This is a genomic window from Ascidiimonas meishanensis, from assembly GCF_037782385.1.
GTDB classification, from domain to species: domain Bacteria; phylum Bacteroidota; class Bacteroidia; order Flavobacteriales; family Flavobacteriaceae; genus Ascidiimonas; species Ascidiimonas meishanensis.
Genome location: NZ_JBBEXD010000001.1, coordinates 279,482 through 301,886, shown reverse-complemented (window position 1 = coordinate 301,886; position 22,405 = coordinate 279,482). Strand labels below are relative to the sequence as shown.

Here is a 22,405-nt window from a genome sequence, read left to right as displayed (position 1 = left end):
TAGTGATACATACGTTTAATAAAGCATAAATATATTTAAATTCATTATTTAATATTGAACAAGACGTAAAGAAAGTTTTGTTAAAATATCACAAAATTAATAACGATATTTTTGGAAGCTGCATTTTTCCTATAAATTCACCTAACCATATTGAATATACTATGATTACATCTGAACTACTTAAATTCCTGACAAAATTAGAAAAGAATAATAATCGTGAATGGTTTGAAAATCATAAGAATGAATTTCGTAAACATCAAAGTACTTTTAAGAATTTTAATGAAGAGTTATTAGATGAGATGAAAAAACACGATGAGATAGAAGGACTAAAAGTTTTTAGAATCTATCGGGATGTTCGGTTTTCAAAAAATAAAACTCCTTACAAAAGTCATTTAGCAGCATCTTTTAAACGCATAAAACCAAAATTAAGAGGGGGATATTACCTCCAAATAAAACCTAAAGAATCTTTTATTGCAACGGGTTTTTGGGACCCTGTTAAAGAGGATTTATTAAGAATTAGAAAGGAATTAGAAATAGATGCTAAAGATTTTAATGAAATAATAAAGGATAATTCTTTTGTAAATATTTGGGGCCCACTTGAGGGTGATGAAGTCAAAACAGCCCCAAAAGGATTTTCAAAAACACATCCCAATATCGAATTAATACGCAAAAAACAATTTATTTTCTCTCGGAAATTCACAGATGCTCAGGTTTGTTCACCAGATTTTTTAGAACAGGTTAATCATTCCTTTAAAGGGGTAAGACCTTTTTTTGACTACATGACTGAGGTATTGACTACTGATTTAAACGGAGTATCGCTTTTAGACTGATTTTTTAAGCTACCTCATTAATATCAAATAGCTGTACTTGATTTTGCAATCGCTCAATTACCAATTTCATCATTCTTTTATTAAGAGCAGACGAATTTTCAATGTATTCTAGATATTCTTCCACAGTAAAAACACCTATAATCATTCCTTTTAAAGAATTTCTAAACTTAATATCCCTTTGAATTGCATTCTGTATAAATGCTAATTTTTTTTCAAGACTGAACGAATAAAAACCACCTTTATGCTTATTGATATAGTTTTTGAATGCTTCTATCAACAAATCATTCTGCATTTTCAAAACAGGTCTCAAGGTGCTGTTTTGAAAGCGTTCTTCTTTACTCATATTTTCATGAATTCTGGCAGAAGGAATAATAGGGCGGGTATTTACTAATAAGGAAGACCTGTTGTCCATATTTGAAGTTTTACTAAAAGTAACTAATTAAGGAATGCTTCTTTAGCTAAGTGTTCTTTGTTTTTAACTATTTTATGAACAATTTAGCAGGGAAATAAGATTATTTTCAATAATTTATAAATAAAAATAATGATTACTACCACCAACCCATATACTTCTGAAAAGCTTAAAGATTATAAGACATTGAGTGATGCTCAAATAGCACATTCAATTGAGCAAAGTCATTTTGCTTTTTTAGAATGGAGGAAAACTTCATTTGCTGAAAGAGCCCAAAAAATGAAAAAGTTGGCAGGGATTTTACAAGATAACAAGAAAGTATATGCAGCGACTATTAGTTTAGAAATGGGAAAGCCTATAACGCAAGCTATTGCAGAAATTGAAAAATGCAGTTGGGTGTGTGAGTTTTACGCAGAAAAAGCAGCTGTATTCCTTGCAAATGAGTCTATTGAAACTGATGCATCCACAAGTTATATAAAATTTGATCCATTGGGTGTGATACTTGCAGTGATGCCTTGGAACTACCCTTTTTGGCAAGTTTTCCGATTTGCAGTTCCTGCTTTAATGGCTGGTAATGCAGCTATTTTGAAACACGCAAGCAGTGTAATGGGAAGTGCAATACATATAGAACAGGCCTTTAAGGATGCTGACTTTCCTTCGTATACCTTTCAAAATATGATTGTTAAAAGTGAAAAAGTAGAGAAGATCATAAAGAATAAATACGTAAGAGCAGTTACCCTTACCGGAAGTAAATCTGCTGGGGTAGCTGTTGCCTCCGCTGCTGCAAGACAAATCAAAAAATCAGTACTTGAATTGGGAGGCAGTAACGCATTTATTGTAAGTGAAAATGCAAATTTAGACAGAGCAATAGAAGTAGCAGTAGATGCACGTTTTCAAAACACAGGTCAAAGTTGTATAGCAGCAAAAAGATTGCTTCTGCATCAAAATATTGCAGAAAATTTTCTCACCAAATTTCTCATTAAAATTAAACAGCTCAAAAGTGGAGATCCTTTAAAAGAGGAAACCTATATAGGAGTAATGGCAAGGGAAGATTTAGCAGAAGAATTAGAACGTATACTTAGAGATTCTATAGATATGGGAGCACAACTTGTTTTAGGCGGACAACGAAAAGGAGCTTATTTTGAACCTACGGTGGTTACCAATGCAACTATGGAGATGCCTGTTTTTAAAGAAGAAACATTTGGGCCTGTAATAGGGATAGCAACTTTTAAGGAATTATCTGAGGCCATTGAAATTGTGAACACCTCAGATTTTGGACTTGGAGTTACGCTGTTTTCAGAAGATAAAAAGGAAATTGAAGCAGCAATCCCTCAGTTTGATGATGGAGCTGTTTTTATAAATGAAAAGGTAAAATCAGATCCAAGATTGCCATTTGGTGGAACTAAGATTTCCGGTTATGGAAGGGAACTAAGTTATTTTGGTATCCGAGAGTTTGTAAATATAAAAACGGTCTATTATCATTCTGATTGATAAGAATTACTTTATGTTACTTTTGTTTTCTATTTTTATAAAAAAGTCTTTTAATGAAATTTGGCAGTGTAGAAAACCCTGAGAATATTGATTTCACTTTACCCAACGATCATCCTGATACTGAGGTAGTTTTAAGGAGTAATAAGGCAGATAATCCATTGAGTGTTTATGTTGGATGTGCTAAATGGAATAGGCAAGATCTTAAAAACTTTTATCCCAGAGGTACAAAAGATGAACTCGCGTATTATGCATCACAGTTTAATAGTATAGAATTGAATGCTACTTTTTACAGAATTTTTTCAGAAGAACAATTTACTAAATGGAGGGAGAAAACACCTGAGCATTTTAGATTTTTTCCAAAACTATCCAGAGATATCAGTCATTTAAGAAGATTAAATGATCAAGTATATCCTATCATTGACAGGTATTTAGAAGCCGCATTAAATTTAGAAGATAGATTGGGAACTTTTTTTCTTCAAATGCATAATAATTTTGGTCCAAAAAACTGGGAAAGAGTAATTTCTTTTGTAGAATATTGGCCTAAAAATGTGCCGTTGGCAATTGAATTTAGGCACACAGACTGGTTTAATGATCCTAAAACTGCCGCTCAATTATATCATCTTTTGGAACTAAATAATATAGCAAATGTTCTGGTAGATACTGCTGGAAGGAGAGATTTAATGCATATGAGATTAACCAATGATGAAGCTTTCGTGCGTTATGTGGGAGCTAACCACCCCACAGATTATAGCAGGTTAGACGATTGGGTAGATAGGTTAGAGTCTTGGGTAAATATGGGATTGGGTAAAATACATTTTTTTATCCATCAAAACCTAGAAGTTGAATCACCATTACTTGCAGCTTATTTTATAAAAAAGTTAAATGACCGTCTAGGAACTAATCTTAAAATACCCATGAACTCAAATGAAACCCAAACCTTATTTTAAGATCATTAATTAAAACTCAGAAATGAAACATACTATTTTTCATACTATTCTAATTGGAATACTCATTTTTGGTGCAAGTATGGTAAAAGCACAAGAAACAATTGAATTTCCCTCAAAAGACGGACTTTTAATTTCTGCTGATTTGTATAGGGCAAAGGAGTCTGACAAATTCATTATTTTATATCATCAAGCAGGTTGGAGCAGAGGTGAGTATCAAGAAATAGCACCATGGCTTGTTAAAATAGGTTATAACTGTCTTGCTGTAGATTTAAGATCAGGAAAAGAAGTTAATGGGATTGCCAACCATACAAATTTAAGGGCAGTTCAAAGAAAGCTACCAACAAAATATATTCATTCTTTTCCAGACATAGAGGCTTCCGTTGTATATCTCAGGTCTAATTATAATCCTTTAAAAATTATTATATGGGGAAGTTCTTATTCATCTTCCTTGGTTTTAAAATATGCCGGAGATTATCCAGATAAGATAGATGGCGTTTTATCTTTTTCGTCTGGAGAATATTTTGGAACTGATAATTTTATTTCAAAAAGTGCTGCTAAAATTGTGATACCGGTTTTTATAACCTCTGCAAAAAATGAAGAAAAAAGCTGGAGGAAGATTTTTGAGGCAATTAAGAGCAATAAGAAAGAATACTTTTTACCAAAAACTTTGGGGAATCATGGTTCTAGAGCCTTATGGGCTCAGTTTGAAGATCATGAATTTTACCGAAAGAAAGTAAGTCAATTTCTGAAACAATTTTAATATGATGACATTTCATACTAGGAAATGGGTGAAACCAGAAGATCTAAACCCCAATGGAACGCTTTTTGGAGGTAGACTGTTAGAATGGATTGATGAAGAAGCTGCTCTTTACGCGGTAATTCAATTAGAGAATCAAAAAGTAGTTACTAAGTATATGTCTGAAATCAATTTTATGAGTTCAGCAAAACCTGGCGATATTGTTGAAATAGGTATAGAAGTTTTAAAATTTGGAAGATCTTCTATTGTTTTAAAATGCGAAGTCAGAAATAAAATGACAAGGGAAACTATTATTACAGTTGAGAATTTAGTACTTGTTAATTTAGATGAAGATGGAAAACCAACCCCTCATCATAAAACAGAGATAGAATATGTAAGTGATAGACTTAAAGAGGATTAATTATGAGAAGACGAACTCATACTTAGCAAATCTTTACTTGTAGGTAATTCAAAAATTTCTAACTCAAAATACGAAACGGAAGCGATGAGATGTTCAAGAATATCAGCCATAATACGTTCATAATTTCCCCATCTTTTGTCACTAGAAAATACATAAATCTCTAACGGAATTCCTTTAGGAGTAGGTTCTAAATGGCGAGTCATAATCATTAAATCCTTATTAGTAGCCGGATGGTTATTTAAATAAAGATCACAATACTTTCTAAAGAGTCCTAAGTTTGTTTGATTTCTTCCATTAACTATTAAAGATTTATCGTATCCATTCTCGGAGTTAAATTTATCAATATCTTTTTGCCGATGTTCAATAAATTGCGAAATGATCTGTATTTTAGAGAGCCTTTTTAAGTCCTGAGGGGTTAAAAATTTCACACTTGAAACTTTCAGGTATAGCGCTCGTTTAATTCTTCTTCCTCCGCTTTCCTGCATTCCTCTCCAATTTCTAAAAGAATCAGATATAAGCGCATAGGTTGGGATAGTAGTAATGGTATTATCAAAATTTCGAACCTTCACTGTAGTTAAGTTAATTTCAACAACATCACCATCTGCACCATATTTTTCTTGAGTTATCCAGTCGCCAATACGAACCATATCGTTAGCGGAAACTGAGATACTAGCCACAAAACCAAGTATGGTATCTTTAAAAACAAAAAGTAAAATAGCAGAAGCAGCGCCTAGGGTAGTAAGGAATTTCCATGCAGATTCTCCGGAAATGACTGAAAACATAACGGTAATTCCAAAGAACCAAAGAATAATCATTACAATTTGACTATAGCTGTCTATGGGCTTATCCTTAAAATTATCTTGTGCTTTTAAAAATGCTCTTGTGGATCTTAAAATACTTCTAAGAATCCAAACAATAAGAAAAACAAGATAAACGTCAGTTAGCTTTAGAAAAAATCTTTCAAACTTAGGAAAATCAACTAATAAATAAGGAATTACTTGTTCTATGATAATAAACGGAACAATATGTGCTACGTATTTGGGAAACTTGCTCTTTACCAAGTAATCATCAAAAGTGGTTTTGGTTTTATTTGAGAAAATCTTAAAAGCCTTAATCACTAAACCCCGAAGAAATCGGTCAAAGATAAAAATGACAATTCCTAAAAGAATTATATTAGTAAGTAAATTCAAATAGATCGCAATGGTTTCAGAAACCCCTCTTGAAATAAGTAAATCAAATATTTGTCTACTCCATTTTTCAATCATACCGTAAAAATAATTTTGATTACAAAAGTAGGCTATAATCCTAAAAAAAATGCGAAAGAGAGAGAATCAATTTTCTGATTGAATACTTTTAGCAATGTTTTCAACATCTTTTAGGACTCTTAGTAAATTAAGGCCCCATAACTTGGCAATTTGTGATTCTGTATAGCCACGGTTTACTAATTCTAGGGTAACATTAAATGTTTCAGAGGCATCATTCCAGTACTTGATACCGCCACCGCCATCAAAATCAGAACTAATTCCAACATGATCAATACCAATTAAATTTACCATGTAGTCTATATGATCTACAAAGTCTTTTACTGAAACCTGTTCAGGAATATTTTTAGCTTTTGCCAGTTTCAAATCGCTTAATTCAATAATTCTTGACCTGTAAGTCAAAAAATTCTCTTTCTCTTTAGCAGAAAGTTTACGAAACTCTTTCCGTTCAAACCATTTCACGCCCAAGGAGTCAGCAATTTTAGTTCGCGTTTTTTTCAAAAATGCACGGTAGTTTTCATCCTTTTCAGTATTGAGATAGGAGCTAAACGCTACGGTCTGAACAACTCCTCCGTTTTCTTTAATCAATAACAGCTCTTCATCTTTTAGATTCCTGCTATGATCGCATAATGCTCTTGCAGAAGAATGTGAAGCAATCACTGGAGCTTTAGATAGCGCTATCATTTGTGTTATAGAAGAAGAAGCGGGATGAGAAACGTCTATCATGATTCCCCATTTATTCATCTCTTTAACAGCTTCTATTCCTAATTCGCTTAGTCCATTATGCATCCAAATACCATCTTCTTCACCCGTGTTAGAGTCGCAAAACTGACTATGGCCATTATGAGACAAGGACATATATCTTGCTCCAAGGTCATAAAATTTCTTTATATTTTTTAAATCTGTCCCAATTGGATATGCATTTTCAACCCCAATCATGGCTACTTTTTTTCCGCTTTTAATGATTCGTCCCACATCTCCCGCAGTATAGGCCAATTCTATTTGACTAGGGGCAATTTCTTCGCAAAGTTTATGAATAGCATTAAATTTTGACATCGCATTATCCATTGCTTTTTCATAACCTTCTGAAGTGAGCGAATCTTGACCTGTATATACAATAAGCCATGATACATCTAATCCGCCAGATTTCATTTTTGGTAAAGTAACCTGTGTAGAGAGCTCTTGAGTATAGTTAATAGAATCTGTAAAATTCGCTACATTAATATCGTTATGCGTGTCTATAGTAATTACTTTTTCATGAATAAGTTTTGCTTCATTAACCAGCGCTATAGAGTCATTGATAGAAACTTGCTTTATGGTATCTATGTCTTTCTTACAGGCTAAAAGAGTACAACTAAGATAAATGCCTAATAAAATTGAACTATTTTTTTTCATGAAATTTATAGGATTGGTTGTTTTGGAAGATACAAAAAATTAGAATTTTAATGTTTAGATGCAGCACTAAATGAACAAATCATATTGGGTGTCGTAAAATTGTTCACTTTTAAATATTGAGACAATTTGGTCTTGATTTGGAAACTTGAAGAATTAGGCCTAAGGTACTTCCCATAGAATAATTTTTAACCAATAAAACAATAAAGAAAGTAAAGTAGTATGCCAGATTCATGAATTTAGACCAAATTTTAAAAAATTATAAGTATCTTTAAGTTAAGATTTTTACTACAAATATAAAATGATATTTAAATGAAAAGAAGCACAGAAAATTTTAGATTAAAAAAATCACCATTAGCAAGTTAAATAAAATGAAGGGTGGACTTGCTAAGTTTCAAGAGGAGTTTACAGACAATCCCACAGATGACCCTACTGCACAGACTCTTTGTTTTGACTGTCCGCCAGATACGATGTACTAATAATTAATAAATTTAGAAGATAAATATGAAAACTACTAAAAAAGTCTTTGATTTAAATAAAAAGACAATAGCAAACCTGAATAAAGATGCGAAGTCCATAAAAGGCGGGGTTAGGTCAATCATACAAATACCAACTACAGATTTAACTGCGGAAACAGGTTGCTTTGATTGTCCGCCAGATACGTTCAATAAATTTTAATAATATTTAATTTAAACAGTTTAAAATGAAATAACAAAACGAATTTTTGATTTAAAGAAAAAGACAATAGCAAATCTCAACAAAAGCAAAGAAGACGTTAAAGGGGGGCGCGCCGCTTCTATTTTGAAGCCAACTACGGATCCAACTGCGCTCACCTGGTGTTATATTTGTCCGGAAGAACCAGTCACTATATTTTAAAATAAAATCTTGATTTAAGAACATTTAAAGCTCTTTTTAAAAGGGCTTTATTTTTTAAAACAAAAGTGTGAAATACGTATTCAAAAGCAGATGTGAATGATTTAATTTAATAGATGCTATACGCAAACCAAAAAATTTTTAAATAAACTAAAATTAAGTAAAATGAAAAAAAGTATTAAGAAATTACGCCTAGAAAAAAAGACAGTTAGCAAATTGAATACTGTGAAAGCTGAAATTAAAGGGGGAGCAGCCAGATCTCATCATACCTGTTTCTGTAATTACACCAATTATTGGGGAGGCTGCCCATTACAAACTAATGAACAGGATACAAATGGATACTATATTTGTTAATAAAGTCTCTTAACTTATGCAAAAATCCTCAAACGATCTAAATTAACTAAAAATGAAAAAACCATTAGCAAATTGAATAAGATGAAGGGTGAATTAAAAGGAGGTACATCGTATCTTCCCAATACCTATCTAGCTTGTGGTTATTCATTGTACGGTGTGATGTCCTGTGTTGTACAATGCGATTATTCACTTGGATCTTTTCTAGGTACCAATTAGTAAATAATTAAGTTAAAAGAATACCCAAATAAAGAGCTTCATAATCAAATATTATGAGGTTTTTTTATTTTAGGGTTATAAAGAAATGGGTATATTTAAATATTGTTTCTATTTAAACATTTTTTATGCGAATACTTCATGTTAGTGCTGAATGTTACCCTCTGGCGAAGGCGGGTGGATTGGCTGATGTGGTAGGTGCTTTGCCTAAGTACCAAAATAATTTAGGGCATCAAGCAATTGTGATGATGCCATATTATGAAACCAAATTTATTGAAAAAGCCATTTTAAAAAGTGTAGGTGCCGGTTCAGTTTGGCTAGGACCTCATGAATATTCGTATAGTCTCCTTCAAATAAAGGAGCCAAATCTAGATTTTGAGGTAATTCTAGTAAAAATTGACGGCTTGTTAGATCGTCCTCAAATTTACTCTTATGGGGACGATATAGAAAGATTTATCGCTTTCCAAAAAGTAGTACTGCAATGGCTTGCCAGTTCAACTTCTTTACCAGATATAGTGCATTGCCATGATCACCATACAGGATTAATACCTTTTATGCTTTCTCAGAGCTTTAATTATAAAAAGTTGGCTGCTATTCCTACCGTATTTAGTATTCATAATGCGCAATATCAAGGTGATTTTGGCTATGATAAGTTACATTATTTGCCCGATTTTGATCATAATAGTAGCGGCTTACTAGATTGGAACGGCAGTATTAACTCTTTAGCAACAGCTATTAAAACAGCTTGGAAAGTTACCACAGTATCTAAAACATATCTTACAGAACTTGCACAATCTGCGGGTGGTTTAGAATCTTTATTGAGAAATGAAGCAGCTAAAAGCCATGGAATATTGAACGGCATTGATTTTGAGGTTTGGAATCCAGAAACAGATTCAATGCTGGTTAAACAGTACTCAAAAGAAACCATGGAAAACGGAAAGAAAGCAAATAAAAAATTTCTTTGTGAGAAGTTTAACCTCAATTTAGACCTTCCCCTTTTTGTTTTTATAGGCAGACTCGTTTACGAAAAGGGTGCAGACCTCTTATCGGGCATTATCTACGAATCCTTAAACAGATTTAGAAATAAAATGAATCTCCTTGTTTTGGGATCTGGAGATAAAAGAATAGAAAACGATCTTGAAAACCTCAAAGGAAAGTTTCAAGGTAACTATAATACGTATATTGGATACAATGAAGAACTTTCTCATATCATGTATGCAGGTGCAGACTTTTTGTTAATGCCATCTAGGGTAGAACCTTGCGGACTCAATCAAATGTATGCACTTAGGTATGGCACTATTCCTATAGTAAGAAGAACAGGGGGGTTAAAAGATACCGTAATAGATCTGGGAGAAACTGGTGGCTTTGGAATTTGCCATAATCAGAATACGGTATGGGATGCAACCTATTCAATGGCAAGGGCAGTAAAATTAAGTGCAGACATAGCAGAAATGAAATCAATTCAACAAAGAATTATGTCCATTGATCATTCCTGGGATCATACGGCATCAGATTATATAAATTTATACCAATCAATAAAAAATAAATAATGAGTGACGACAGTGTTTTAGCAATAATTTTAGGTGGAGGACAAGGGTCTAGACTAGCCCCTCTTACAAGCACAAGATCTAAGCCAGCAGTGCCCATAGCTGGAAAATACCGTTTGGTAGATATTCCTATTTCTAACTGTATGAATTCTAATATCTCCCGAATGTATGTGCTTACACAGTTTAATTCGGCATCGTTAAATAAACATATTAAGAACACCTATCATTTTAGTTTTTTTAGTCGTGCTTTTGTTGATATTCTAGCAGCAGAACAAACGCCGGAGAATACAAATTGGTTTCAAGGTACAGCAGATGCGGTAAGAAAATGTATGCAGCATTTCCTTAATCATGATTTCAAATATGCCCTCATTTTGTCTGGAGATCAACTTTATGAGATGGATTTTAATCACATGCTATCACAACATATTGAAAATGATGCGAAGATTTCAATAGCTACACTTCCCGTAAACGCCAAAGATGCCTCTGGATTTGGAATACTTAAAACAAACGAGGAACAGCGTATAACTTCTTTTGTTGAAAAGCCTTCAGCAGAAGAATTACCAAAATGGAAATCGGATGTAAGCAAGGAAATGAAAAACCAAGAACGGCATTATCTTGCCTCCATGGGAATTTATATCTTTAATAAAGATTTACTGGTTGATTTAATGAAGAATCCAGATACAATGGATTTCGGAAAAGAGATTATTCCACAATCTATTGATACGCATAAAGTAGTTAGTTATCAATATGAAGGTTATTGGACGGATATTGGAAATATTGATTCATTTTTTGCAGCAAACCTCGGGCTTACGGATGATTTGCCAGCATTCAATCTTTTTAATGAATCAAGGAGAATATTTACACATGCTAGAATGCTTCCCCCTTCAAAAATTGCGGGAACAACATTAGAAAAAGCATTGATTGCAGAGGGATGCATTATTCATGCAAGTCGCATTGAGCGATCTGTTATTGGTATTAGATCAAGAATAGGGAAGGGAACTACTATAAGCAATTCATATATGATGGGTTGTGATAATTATCAGCAGATAGAAGAGCTGCAAGCATCTAATCCTTTAAAAATACCAATGGGTATAGGAGAACATTGCTATCTCAACAATGTAATTTTAGATAAAAATTGCTGTATTGGTAACGATGTGCGAATTGAAGGAGGACCCCATAAAACTTTTGAAGATAATGAATTGTACACCATTAAGGACGGCATCGTAGTAATTAAAAAAGGAGCAGTAATTCCACATGGATTTAAAGTATAGGAAGGTTTTATTCTTTCTTATTTTTTAATTCAATATACTTTGATAGATACCTAGAACTTTGTAAGGTGTGATGCATAAGCATTGCACCAGTAAAGTTCTTTTTGCGCTGTGATGAAAGATCAACAGTTATACGTTCTATAGCAGCAGCCAATCTTTGAAATGCGTTAAATTTATCGAATCTGTTTTGTCTAAGAATACGACCATTTTTAACACATTTATTCCAAAGATTTTCATCTTGATATAAATTAATTGCAGCAGTAGCAAATGCATCAAAATCGTCATGAATAGCACCATTCCAATCAAAAGAGCCTTGCATACTCTCAGCGCCTATGGAAGTTGTAATACCAGGTAAATCATAATCCATAGCATCTAATAATTTACCTTTAATACCAGCGCCAAATCTTAAAGGAGCCAAATAAACTCTAGCATTTTGCATTATTTCTTGCACACTTTTAGCTCTTCCTTTTACAATAAACCCTTCCTTTTTATTATTTAAAACATATATTGCTTCATTGCAATAAGCCCCATAAATGTGCAGTTCAGCTTGTGGAAGTTGTTTTCTAATCTGATTCCAAATCTGATTTTTTAAGATTAGAACGGCATCTTTATTTGGTGCATGTCTAAAATTTCCAATGGATATAAAATGTCTTCTTTCTTCAAATGTTTTTGATTTAAAAATTGATGAATTCCTTGTATTACTTGAGATAAGCGGGAAATATACCAGTAAGTATTCTGGAATATTAAATTCTGATTTAAGCAGTTCCATTTCATATTCAGCAATAACGAGCGTTAAATCACAGCGGTAGATACTTGCAATTTCTCGCTTAGCCAAATCAGTAATTAAATGGACATTTTCAAGAGTTCCGTTTTGTTCTATAGAGGTTTCTCTGGCATTTCTTAAAAAGTGAAGATCTTCGGTGTCTAAGATTCTAATGGCGTTAGGACAATTCTTAGCAATTCGCCAACCAAATTGCTCTTCCGTCATATACCTGTCAAAAAGAACAATATGCGGATTTAGCTCCATCGCAAAATCATCAAAAGAAGAATCATTGAGCTTTATAACTTTAGTTTGAACATCTAATCCTGAAAGATCCGCCATAAAATCTGAATGTTTCGCTGTTGTAACAAAGGTTACCTGATATAGCATTTCTTTAAAGAAAAGGATAAGGTTCATCATATGTCTGCCAGCTGCAGAAGAATTTGGTTCTGGCCAAACAAACCCTACAATAAGTATTTTTTTCATATTGATTTTTTATTGACCTAATAAGGTGAAGGTTATTAACTTTCTTTAGTTATTTTGAAGATTTCTAAATTAATTACATTTGCAATTACTAAAAAACGAATTTAAAGCATGAAAACTACAAAGTATTTAACATTATTATGGATAGCGTTGCTATTTTTTGCATGTGCTGAAAAAAAGGAACCCACTAAAGGTGAAGAAACATTGGTGGAGTTCGCGGCTATTAAGAATGGAAAATTAAAAGATTATACCGTAGATCAATTTGCGGATATACGAATTTTGCGTTACCAAATTCCAGGATGGGAAAAATTGACACTAAAAGAGCAAAAACTGGTTTACTACCTTGTTCAAGCAGGTCTTAGCGGGAGAGATATTATGTATGATCAGAATTACCGACATAATCTTGAAATAAGAAATGCTTTAGAAAGTGTTTATACGGTATATAAAGGGGATAAAACTAATAACAATTGGAAAGCCTTTGAAACCTATCTAAAGCGTTTTTGGTTTTCAAATGGGATACATCATCATTATTCAAATGACAAGATCAAGCCAGAATTCAGTTCAGATTATCTTAGCAATTTATTAAATGAAACTGGTGTCAAATTAGAAGGAGAAGCTTTTGAAGTACTTTTTAATGATGTGGATGTAAAAAAAGTCAATCAGGCTAAAGGAGTTGATAATGTGGCATTGTCTGCGGTTAACTTTTATGGACCAAACATTACCAATGAAGATGTGGCTAATTTTTACAAGTCAAAAGTATCTCCAAATCCAGATAAACCGCTTTCTTACGGTCTAAATTCTAAACTTATAAAGGAAAATGGGGAAATTAAGGAACAAGTTTATAGATCTGGTGGCCTTTACGGAGCTGCTATAGATGAAATTGTTAAGTGGCTTGAAAAGGCTCAGGGTGTTGCAGAAAACGAACCCCAACAAAAAGCGTTAGGTTTATTAATTGAATATTATAAAACAGGTGATTTACAAGTGTGGGATGATTACAATGTGGCATGGACTGCTGCAACAGAAGGGAATATTGACTACATCAATAGCTTTATAGAGGTCTACAACGACCCATTAGGATACAAAGGTTCTTATGAAAACATTGTTCAGATAAAAGATTTTGATATGTCTGATAAAATGTCTGTTCTTTCTGAAAACGCGCAATGGTTTGAAGACAATTCTACCATTATGCCAGCACATAAGAAAGAAAATGTGGTAGGTGTAAGTTATAAGGTAGTTACGGTAGCAGGAGAAGCAGGAGATGCTTCTCCAAGTACACCTATAGGAGTAAATTTACCTAATGCGAATTGGATTAGGGCTGCAGTTGGTTCTAAATCAGTATCTCTAGGTAATATAATTGATGCTTACAACAATGCAGGAAATACAGGCAGAACTGCTGAATTTGCGTATAGCGAGGAAGAGTTAGAGTTAAATAAAAAATATGGGCAATTATCTTCAAAATTGCACACAGCGCTTCATGAAGTAATAGGGCATGCCTCGGGCAAATTGAACCCGGGAGTGGGAGAAACCAAAGAAACCCTTAAAAATTATTCTTCAACCTTAGAAGAGGGGAGAGCAGATTTGGTGGGGCTTTATTACCTAATGGATGCTAAGTTAGAGGAATTAGGATTGGTAGATGATGCGCAAAAGCTTGGGATTACGGCTTACAATAATTATATCCGAAATGGACTAATAACACAATTAATTAGGCTAGAATTAGGAGCAGATGTAGAAGAGTCTCATATGCGGAACAGGCAGTGGGTATCTGCTTGGGTTTTTGAAAAAGGTGCGGATGAAAATGTAATAGAAAAAATTCAAAAAGAAGGAAAAACATATTTTAAAATAAATGATTATGAGCGTTTGAGAACTTTGTTCGGTGAATTACTAAAAGAGACACAACGCATTAAGTCTGAAGGAGATTATGAAGCGGCACAAGCACTTGTGGAAGGATATGGTGTAAAAGTAGATCAAGCACTTCATAAAGAAGTATTAGAAAGAAATAAACAATTCACATCTGCACCATATAGCGGTTTTGTCAATCCGGTTTTAGTTCCTGAGATGGATGAAAACGGAAATATTAAATCTATAGAAGTAAAGCAGCCTATAAATTTTGAATTTCAAATGTTAGATTATTCAAGACGCTTCGGTTTTTTGAAGTAAGACGATAGCTACATGGAGATCGATTATTAAAACTGCCCTGAATTCATGAATTCAGGGCAGTTTTTTTTGTTTTTTTCACATTTATTTAAGAATTTCAATACAAATTCATGAAACCTATGATTTAGAAAACAAATATAGAGCCATACATGTTTAAGTTTTACTGTTTATTTTCTTTACACCAATTATAAGAATTAAACATATACTTAGCAAAGACCTTAGTACATAGCCAACCAATTAATAGCAACCAATGAAATTAAAACTACTAAGTACAGTATTGTGTCTATTTACTTTTATGGTATACGCACAAGACAAATTAGTCTTTAATTATGACACCTCTGGAAATCAAACACTTCGAGATCGCATTTGTTTGAATTGCAGTGCAGTAAGTATAGACGCTGCAAAAGACTCCTTACCCGCAGTTATTGAAGATGTAACTTCTAAAAACCTCTCAAAAGATAGGTTTTTAGCAGCACCTAACCCGGTAACCGATATTCTCAACGTAGAATGGATTTATCATGCTAAAAACCCCGTGAAACAAATTACGCTTTTTGGCAATGGAAATAGACTTTTGTCTACGTTGGATATTTCTGATGAAATGAATAGCACAGAATTTAATTTTGGGAGTTATCCTTCTGGATTTTATCTGTTGCTGGTGAATTTTGCCGATGGAAGCACAGAAAGTTATAAGATTATAAAAAAATAGATTACAACCAATCATCTACATAACCAATTAAACAATGAAAAATAGATATCTATTATTGCTAATAGCCGTGCTTACGGCCAATTTGGCGTTATCGCAGGACACATTCACTTATGAAAAGATAAAAACCACCTCTGTAGAACAAAAAGAAGAAAAATTACAAGGGGCTCCTCAGGAAAAAATGAGTATTACTGATCAGGAAGGGCTTAACAGAAGTTCTGGTACAGAGGAAATTAGCGAAACTATGGGAGACTTGTCTGTTTCTCTTACTGGAGGAGCTATTTATAACGTCCCCATTACTGTGCCCCCTGGTATTTCTGGAGTGCAGCCAGATTTATCTCTGGTCTACAATAGTCAAGGAGGGAATGGTCTTGCAGGATATGGCTGGAACGTATCCGGCTTATCTGTTATTACAAGAATACCGTCTTCTAAGCACCATGATAATAATATAGATCCAGTAGATTTTGATACTGCAGACCGTTTTGTTTTTGAAGGTCAGCGACTAATGCTTAAAAGTGGAACCTATGGAGCAAGCGGTGCAATTTATGAAACAGAAAAATTCTCTAATGTAAAAATCACCTCTTATGGAGTATCTCCTTTTGGTGCTGCATATGGACCTTCTTACTTTAAAGTTCAATATCCAGATGGAGCTATAGCATATTACGGATATACCAATAATTCTCGTTCCCGAACGGATTTTGCCATTACATACTGGCAAAACCCTCAAGGGATTAGAATAAGTTATGATTATGTTTTAAGTGACAATGGACTCAGAATAAACACCGTAAAATATGGAACCAGAACAACAGCGGCTCCAATAAATACCGTTCAGTTTATTTACGGAACCAGAAAAAGAACAGAACACTCTTATGTTGGCGGTATACGTTTTATGCGTAAAAATCTACTTAAGGAAATCAGGGTTACTGGTAATGGAGCAAGTTATAGAACTTACATTTTAGGACACAATTATACGTCTCTTGGTTATGATCGTTTAATTAGCGTAACCGAAAAAAGTGGCGACAATACATTAACACATAGTCCTATCACATTTAATTATACCAATACAACCTCTTCGGTTTCTTCTACAAACCTAACCTATAACCTGTCTGTTATAAATTTAGAACAACGAAATGCAGAGGCAATTCCACTAGATATTACAGGAAATGGGAAAATGGATTTTGCGGTTTTTCCAAAACAAGGCTATGGTAAAGATAAATTTTGGGTTTTTAAGGATATTCAATCAGGTTCATCAAACTATGCCTATCAAGTAAATACGGGTGCATTTGAAGCACTTTTCCCGGTAAGCTGGTTAACGCATAACAATAAACTACTTTCACAACAAGGGCTTGCGCTAGTTCAAAACTCAGGCTCAACACAAGTTAAGTTTAAAGTTTATTCAAATGGTACAACCACTCCCATATATTATCAATATGAAAAAGCCTGGACCCCACCAACTTATACCACTGAGCTTGACTGTTGGGATCCTGGTATTCCTAAAAGGGTGCCACAATCATACATCTCAGGAGATTTTAATGGTGATGGTTTATCAGATGTAATTGCCATTGGAAAACGATATACCGTAAGAACTTGTAATCAAGGTTTTGGAGGCGGCGGTCCCTGTATTGACCCATATGAGAAAGAAGAAGAAGATATATTGGCACCTACAGAAGAAGCCTATAGTGAAGACAATAACTCTAATAGACAGAATACTGTTGGACCTGTTAGAGATCAAAGAATTGATGAGATAGATCAACCCTTAGCCTTTGGCTGTTGTGATTGCTATTCCAATACCGTTACTTCTTCTAAAGTACATTTTATTAATCTTGACAGAAGAGTAACTTCTGGATTTGTTACATATGCTGGTTTTTTATCAGGAGGACTAAAGTCTACTGATAGATTACAAACAGGAGATGTAAATGCAGACGGTAAAACAGACATTATTCATATTACAGCTGGGAAAATCACGGTTTATACTTTAAGTAATAGCAATACTTTACAGCAGTTATGGAGCTACAGTAATTCAAGTATTAAAAATGATTATCCAATTCTATCAGGTGATTATAATGGAGATGGAAAGACCGATTTTATGACACCCATCTCAAATAACACCTATACTTTTGCCGTATTTTTATCTACAGGTACTACTTATTATAGACAACAAGTGAACTATCCATTTCAATACAAGCCAATAGACTGGAATGGGAGTAGCGCTACCTTGTATGGATATAATTTAATACCAGTTGATATTAATGGAGACGGCCGAACCGATATTATTGATTACAGAACGGTTACTTACAATAGCAACAATAATGGAAATCAAACCGTAAGAGTTTATAATAATACGCATACTACCTCTAGTATTGCTACACCAGCGTTTGTCTATGGTGGCTACGCTTATAAATATGGAAACTTAAAACATTATCCTATTCCCATATTTATGTCATCGAGTCAACCCAATAGCAATCTTGATTTTGCCTCTGTAAGTCATAACTGGGTATCTTCCTTTAGTTTCTCTAAGGATCATAGGGAAGATGTTCTATTGCGATCTATAGGTAATAACGGGGTCACTAATAGTATTACATATGATGCACTAGATACCGCAGAAAGAGGTTTAGATAATCAACAAGTATATCAGACTAACACCAATCAAACCTATCCTTATGTGAATATTGGAGTAGCTAGAGGTACTAAAGTAGTAACGGGTCTTACGAGGTCAGCTTCAGGGACAACCACGGTAAAACAAGCATATTCATATTACGCAGGGGTATCAAATGTATCTGGTCTTGGATTTATGGGATTTGAAGGAGTTGCCAGAAGTAATTGGTACACTTCAAGTAGTGACAGGATTTTTAGCATCTCTAAGCATAATCCACAATTAAGGGGAGCCACTGTAAGTGATTATACCATTCCGTATAATATGAATTTCACTTCCATTCCATCCAATTATATAAATAAATCAACCTATACAAACAGTTCTACCACCCTTTCAAATAAAGTATTTAAATTATCAACTACTTCCGTAGTATTACAAAATCGTTTGCAGGGAACTACGACCACCAAAAGTTTTATTTATGATAGTTATAATAATCCTACAAGAATAACTACCAGTTACTCTGGATCAGGATCTAAGGTGGAAAACTTTACCTATGCAAATAGCACAGGTAGTAATTATTATATAGGAAGAACTACGAAGAAAATCGTAAGTCATACTATTGGATCTAATACGTTTACGACAGAAGATCAGTTTACCTACTCAGGAGCTTTAATAACACAGCGTAAACATAAAGGGCATGGTACTAATTTTAATACAGAAGCGTTTACCTATGATATTTATGGAAATCTAACCAGAAAAGTAATTACTCCTTATGGCACACCATCCCGTACTCTTAATTTTCAGTATGACTCTTCAGGCAGGTTTTTAACCAAGTCTATAGATGCAGAGGGCTTACAAACCATATTTACATACAACAGCAGTACGGGAAGTAAACTCACAGAAAGAAACCCATATGGTTTAACAACTACTTATTTATACGACAGTTGGAACCGACTCAAAAGAGCCACAGATTTCTTAGGTAAACAATTGAATACTACCTATGCAGAATCTTCTAATTTATATACAGTAACTACTACCGGAAGTAATGGAAGTGGAGAAATTGTTAAGTATGATCGCTTAAAAAGAAAGAGCGAGGTCTGGAAGAAAGATGTGATGGGGCAATGGGTAAAAACACGTTACCTATATGATAAATTTAGTAGGGTTTATAAACAGAGTGAACCCTATACAGGTAGCTCCCCATCCCAATGGAATGAAACACAATATGACTTTTATGGGAGAATCATCAGAACCATTGCGTATACAGGAAAGACTACGAATATTACTTATTCAGGATTGTATGTGACGGTTAATGATGGAACTAAATCTGTGACTACCCGAAAAGACGGAATGGGGAATGTGATCTCGGTACAAGATCCTGGCGGCACCGTTACCTATACCTATTATGGGAATGGTAATTTAAAAACCACCAATTATGGAGGTTTAACAACTACAATTACCCAAGATGGTTGGGGTAGAAAAACCAGACTTTCTGATCCAACAGCGGGCATACATGATTATCAGTACAATGGTTTTGGTGAAACTACCAAAGAAATTACACCAAAAGGAACCACTACAAACACCTACAATTCATTAGGGAGGTTAACTAAAAGAGTTATTTCTGGTGATCATACTAATATGACCGTCAATTACAGTTACAATTCTGCTACTAAACTCCCATCTTATACATCAATGACTAGTAGTGATGGGAATAATTCAAATTATACGTATACCTACGATAGTTACAAAAGAATCAGTACCATAACAGAGAACAATCCTTATGCTCGATTTATCAAAAGGTATACCTATGATTCTCATGGGCAACCCTATACAGAAGAGAGTGAAGCTAGATATCTTTCTAATAACAAGGTTAGTATTAAAAAGATTAGAAACTATTATACGTATGGGCAGTTAAGAGGAATAAAAGATCATTCTACAGGAGCATCCTTATGGACGGTTACGGGACAAAATGCTAGAGGACAAGTTACAAATAGTTCTGCAGGTACAGGTCTTGTTACAAAAGCTACATTTAATAGCTATGGTTATTTCACTAAAATTGACGTAGACAAAGTCACTATAGGAAACCCTGGAACTACAACACACCTGATGGATCTAACCTATAATTTCAATACGCAAAGAGGAACGCTTACTAGCCGAACAAATAGCATGTTTGGTTGGAATGAAAACTTTAGTTACGACAGTCAAGATAGATTAACGGCATTTAACGACAGTAGTGGGTCAAAATCTCAGGCGTACGATACTAAAGGACGAATCACGACAGCCTCCAGACTCGGTACATTCTCTTACAGTGGTAATGCGTATGAACCATATCAATTAAGTTTAAATAGTGCAGGACAAAGCCATTACAATAATTATACAAGACAACAAGTATCTTATAACGCATTTAGAAAGCCTTTTGAAATCACAGAACACGGAAAGGATAAAGTGACTTTTCAGTACAATGCATTGTTTAAAAGATCAAATATGTTCTATGGTGGCCTGCAAACAGATAAATTACAACGCAGGTATCGTAAACATTATTCTATGGATGGTTCCATGGAGATTACTTATGACAAAAATACAGGTAAAACTTCCTTTGTAACCTATTTAGGAGGTGACGGTTACACGGCAAATGTAATTTGGCATTCCAGTCAAACATCATCTGCAACTAATAATTATTATTACCTACATCGAGATTATCAAGGAAGTATAATGGCTATTACTGACACCAATGGTGTGGTAAAAGAAAAACGCCACTTTGATGCTTGGGGTAATATTGTAAAATTAACTAATGGCTCTGGCTCAAACCTAAATGCTTTTACCATTACAGACAGAGGTTATACGGGGCATGAACATATTAAAAGTGTAGGTCTTGTTAATATGAATGCAAGAATGTATGATCCTACATTGCACCGTTTCTTAGGGCCCGATAATTATATTCAAGATCCATTTAGTTCCCAAAATTACAATCGATATGGATATGTATTAAACAATCCATTAATGTACACAGATCCTTCCGGTAATTTTGCTTTCTTAGCATTTTTAGGTGCTGTTCTTTATGGAGCGCTGGTGGGAGCGGCAGTTGCCGCAGTCACTTATACCGCTATATCATTAATTACAGGCACTTTCTCTTTGAGTGGTCTTGGTAATGCCGTGCTCATGGGGGCGGTAGGCGGAGCCATTTCGGGTGGCCTGAGTTCGCTGGGGTCCCAGCTCATAAGTTCGTCGAGTGCATTTGTCCAGAGTGGCACCATGAATATGTTGTCTGAAGTAGCGTCTCAGGTAGGAACTAGTCTTGCATTTGGAGAAGATGTCACGTTTGGAACTATATTAGGATCTTTTGCAGGAGGTTTTGCAGGAGCCAAACTAGGAAACTGGAGCGGAGTTAAAGGAGGTTGGTTTAAAAACGCAGCTTTTGAAGTTGGGTTTAACTCTTTTAAAGGAGCCGTTCGTGGTGGTGTTAATGGTTTTGTTGGAGCCTTAATAGATGGAGAAAATGCTATTGATGGTCTTAAGACCGGTGCAAAAAATGGGGCAATGGGTGCCGCAGTACAATCAATAGGGATGATAGGATTATTTGGAGCTACCTATAAACCATCAGATCAACAGTTAAAATATGTAAAGCTTATGAGTGCCAAATATGGTGTTTCATATAAAGACGTTGCGTATAGAAAAGGAGGTGCCTATCAAGGCGTCTGGAACTTACTTACAAAAGGCCAAGGTGGTAGAGAAGTAGTTTGGGGAAGAAGCATAGTAACGTTTGGAAATAAAACTACCGCAGGAACTATGGGGCATGAATTTGGGCATATTATACAAAGCATGAAATTAGTTGGATGGGCTGATTTTCAAGCCACGGGTATATTTGAACAATTTTTTATAGGCCCTAGGGCTTATAGTACTCCAGGTTTCCAAGAATATGGAGCAGAGGCGCTAGTGAATTCTGTAGGAGGACGATCTCACGGACACTAATTT

Annotated in this window: 17 protein-coding genes; 13 read left to right on the top strand and 4 right to left on the bottom strand. The window is 34.4% G+C overall.

Translation table 11 applies throughout. From position 1 onward, the window contains the following. Positions 1–161 precede the first annotated feature (161 nt). Complete coding sequence (locus WBG07_RS01190; RefSeq protein WP_340198649.1) at positions 162–830, top strand: DUF2461 domain-containing protein; 669 nt, start codon at positions 162–164, stop codon at positions 828–830. Positions 831–834: 4 nt separating this feature from the next. Here the strand turns inward: WBG07_RS01190 and WBG07_RS01185 are convergent, their stop codons facing one another. After that, positions 835–1,242: a glyoxalase gene (locus WBG07_RS01185; RefSeq protein ID WP_340198648.1), complete on the bottom strand. Its 408-nt coding sequence runs from the start codon at positions 1,240–1,242 to the stop codon at positions 835–837. A 129-nt stretch (positions 1,243–1,371) separates the two neighbouring features. On the opposite strand from WBG07_RS01185, the gene WBG07_RS01180 reads away from it, so the two are divergent. From WBG07_RS01180 to WBG07_RS01165, 4 genes are read left to right on the top strand one after another with little or no spacing between them, the layout of a single operon-like run. Next, a complete protein-coding gene (locus WBG07_RS01180) occupies positions 1,372–2,730 on the top strand; it encodes an NAD-dependent succinate-semialdehyde dehydrogenase (RefSeq protein WP_340198647.1) in 1,359 nt (452 codons plus the stop codon). Between the two features lie 53 nt (positions 2,731–2,783). Then, on the top strand, positions 2,784–3,677 hold the full coding sequence (locus WBG07_RS01175; RefSeq protein WP_340198646.1) for a DUF72 domain-containing protein: 894 nt from the start codon (positions 2,784–2,786) through the stop codon (positions 3,675–3,677). A gap of 22 nt (positions 3,678–3,699) precedes the next feature. Continuing rightward, a complete protein-coding gene (locus WBG07_RS01170; RefSeq protein WP_340198645.1) occupies positions 3,700–4,437 on the top strand; it encodes an alpha/beta hydrolase in 738 nt (245 codons plus the stop codon). Between the two features lie 4 nt (positions 4,438–4,441). Further along, positions 4,442–4,834 (top strand): acyl-CoA thioesterase, encoded by a 393-nt coding sequence (locus WBG07_RS01165; RefSeq protein WP_340199315.1) that lies wholly within the window; start codon positions 4,442–4,444, stop codon positions 4,832–4,834. Here the strand turns inward: WBG07_RS01165 and WBG07_RS01160 are convergent. Then, positions 4,831–6,099, bottom strand: a complete 1,269-nt coding sequence (locus tag WBG07_RS01160) for a mechanosensitive ion channel family protein (RefSeq protein ID WP_340198644.1) — start codon at positions 6,097–6,099, stop codon at positions 4,831–4,833. The genes WBG07_RS01165 and WBG07_RS01160 overlap by 4 nt on opposite strands. Before the next feature lie 66 nt (positions 6,100–6,165). Continuing rightward, positions 6,166–7,491: a dipeptidase gene (locus tag WBG07_RS01155; RefSeq protein WP_340198643.1), complete on the bottom strand. Its 1,326-nt coding sequence runs from the start codon at positions 7,489–7,491 to the stop codon at positions 6,166–6,168. A gap of 501 nt (positions 7,492–7,992) precedes the next feature. Here WBG07_RS01155 and WBG07_RS01150 point away from each other — a divergent pair. From WBG07_RS01150 to WBG07_RS01130, 5 genes are all read left to right on the top strand, one after another. Further along, positions 7,993–8,166 carry a hypothetical protein gene (locus WBG07_RS01150; protein ID WP_340198642.1) on the top strand — a complete coding sequence of 58 codons (174 nt, stop codon included), beginning with the start codon at positions 7,993–7,995 and terminating at the stop codon, positions 8,164–8,166. A 360-nt stretch (positions 8,167–8,526) separates the two neighbouring features. Beyond that, complete coding sequence (locus WBG07_RS01145) at positions 8,527–8,715, top strand: hypothetical protein (protein ID WP_340198641.1); 189 nt, start codon at positions 8,527–8,529, stop codon at positions 8,713–8,715. An 81-nt stretch (positions 8,716–8,796) separates the two neighbouring features. Beyond that, a complete protein-coding gene (locus tag WBG07_RS01140) occupies positions 8,797–8,931 on the top strand; it encodes a hypothetical protein (RefSeq protein WP_340198640.1) in 135 nt (44 codons plus the stop codon). A gap of 125 nt (positions 8,932–9,056) precedes the next feature. Further along, positions 9,057–10,478, top strand: coding sequence for a glycogen synthase (locus tag WBG07_RS01135; RefSeq protein ID WP_340198639.1), 1,422 nt, complete (start codon positions 9,057–9,059; stop codon positions 10,476–10,478). Continuing rightward, positions 10,478–11,746 (top strand): glucose-1-phosphate adenylyltransferase, encoded by a 1,269-nt coding sequence (locus tag WBG07_RS01130; RefSeq protein ID WP_340198638.1) that lies wholly within the window; start codon positions 10,478–10,480, stop codon positions 11,744–11,746. The genes WBG07_RS01135 and WBG07_RS01130 overlap by 1 nt, the downstream gene beginning before the upstream one ends. Positions 11,747–11,753: 7 nt before the next feature. Here WBG07_RS01130 and WBG07_RS01125 read toward each other — a convergent pair whose 3' ends face one another. Next, positions 11,754–12,989, bottom strand: a complete 1,236-nt coding sequence (locus WBG07_RS01125; RefSeq protein ID WP_340198637.1) for a glycosyltransferase family 4 protein — start codon at positions 12,987–12,989, stop codon at positions 11,754–11,756. A gap of 108 nt (positions 12,990–13,097) precedes the next feature. Between WBG07_RS01125 and WBG07_RS01120 the strand changes: the two genes are divergently transcribed. The 3 genes from WBG07_RS01120 (at position 13,098) to WBG07_RS01110 (ending at position 22,402) form a co-directional block, all read left to right on the top strand. Next, positions 13,098–15,143: a dipeptidyl-peptidase 3 family protein gene (locus WBG07_RS01120; protein ID WP_340198636.1), complete on the top strand. Its 2,046-nt coding sequence runs from the start codon at positions 13,098–13,100 to the stop codon at positions 15,141–15,143. Positions 15,144–15,390: 247 nt separating this feature from the next. After that, a complete protein-coding gene (locus WBG07_RS01115) occupies positions 15,391–15,846 on the top strand; it encodes a T9SS type A sorting domain-containing protein (RefSeq protein WP_340198635.1) in 456 nt (151 codons plus the stop codon). Positions 15,847–15,880: 34 nt separating this feature from the next. After that, on the top strand, positions 15,881–22,402 hold the full coding sequence (locus WBG07_RS01110; RefSeq protein ID WP_340198634.1) for an RHS repeat-associated core domain-containing protein: 6,522 nt from the start codon (positions 15,881–15,883) through the stop codon (positions 22,400–22,402). Positions 22,403–22,405: the final 3 nt, after the last annotated feature.

Bases quoted from the DNA above. Each gene is read 5' to 3' on its own strand.
- WBG07_RS01175 (WP_340198646.1), top strand. From the start codon at position 2,784: ATGAAATTTGGCAGTGTAGAAAACCCTGAGAATATTGATTTCACTTTA.
- WBG07_RS01150 (WP_340198642.1), top strand. From the start codon at position 7,993: ATGAAAACTACTAAAAAAGTCTTTGATTTAAATAAAAAGACAATAGCA.
- WBG07_RS01180 (WP_340198647.1), top strand. From the start codon at position 1,372: ATGATTACTACCACCAACCCATATACTTCTGAAAAGCTTAAAGATTAT.
- WBG07_RS01160 (WP_340198644.1), bottom strand. From the start codon at position 6,099: ATGATTGAAAAATGGAGTAGACAAATATTTGATTTACTTATTTCAAGA.
- WBG07_RS01135 (WP_340198639.1), top strand. From the start codon at position 9,057: ATGCGAATACTTCATGTTAGTGCTGAATGTTACCCTCTGGCGAAGGCG.
- WBG07_RS01190 (WP_340198649.1), top strand. From the start codon at position 162: ATGATTACATCTGAACTACTTAAATTCCTGACAAAATTAGAAAAGAAT.
- WBG07_RS01110 (WP_340198634.1), top strand. From the start codon at position 15,881: ATGAAAAATAGATATCTATTATTGCTAATAGCCGTGCTTACGGCCAAT.
- WBG07_RS01125 (WP_340198637.1), bottom strand. From the start codon at position 12,989: ATGAAAAAAATACTTATTGTAGGGTTTGTTTGGCCAGAACCAAATTCT.
- WBG07_RS01120 (WP_340198636.1), top strand. From the start codon at position 13,098: ATGAAAACTACAAAGTATTTAACATTATTATGGATAGCGTTGCTATTT.
- WBG07_RS01145 (WP_340198641.1), top strand. From the start codon at position 8,527: ATGAAAAAAAGTATTAAGAAATTACGCCTAGAAAAAAAGACAGTTAGC.
- WBG07_RS01130 (WP_340198638.1), top strand. From the start codon at position 10,478: ATGAGTGACGACAGTGTTTTAGCAATAATTTTAGGTGGAGGACAAGGG.
- WBG07_RS01185 (WP_340198648.1), bottom strand. From the start codon at position 1,242: ATGGACAACAGGTCTTCCTTATTAGTAAATACCCGCCCTATTATTCCT.
- WBG07_RS01115 (WP_340198635.1), top strand. From the start codon at position 15,391: ATGAAATTAAAACTACTAAGTACAGTATTGTGTCTATTTACTTTTATG.
- WBG07_RS01170 (WP_340198645.1), top strand. From the start codon at position 3,700: ATGAAACATACTATTTTTCATACTATTCTAATTGGAATACTCATTTTT.
- WBG07_RS01140 (WP_340198640.1), top strand. From the start codon at position 8,797: ATGAAGGGTGAATTAAAAGGAGGTACATCGTATCTTCCCAATACCTAT.
- WBG07_RS01165 (WP_340199315.1), top strand. From the start codon at position 4,442: ATGACATTTCATACTAGGAAATGGGTGAAACCAGAAGATCTAAACCCC.
- WBG07_RS01155 (WP_340198643.1), bottom strand. From the start codon at position 7,491: ATGAAAAAAAATAGTTCAATTTTATTAGGCATTTATCTTAGTTGTACT.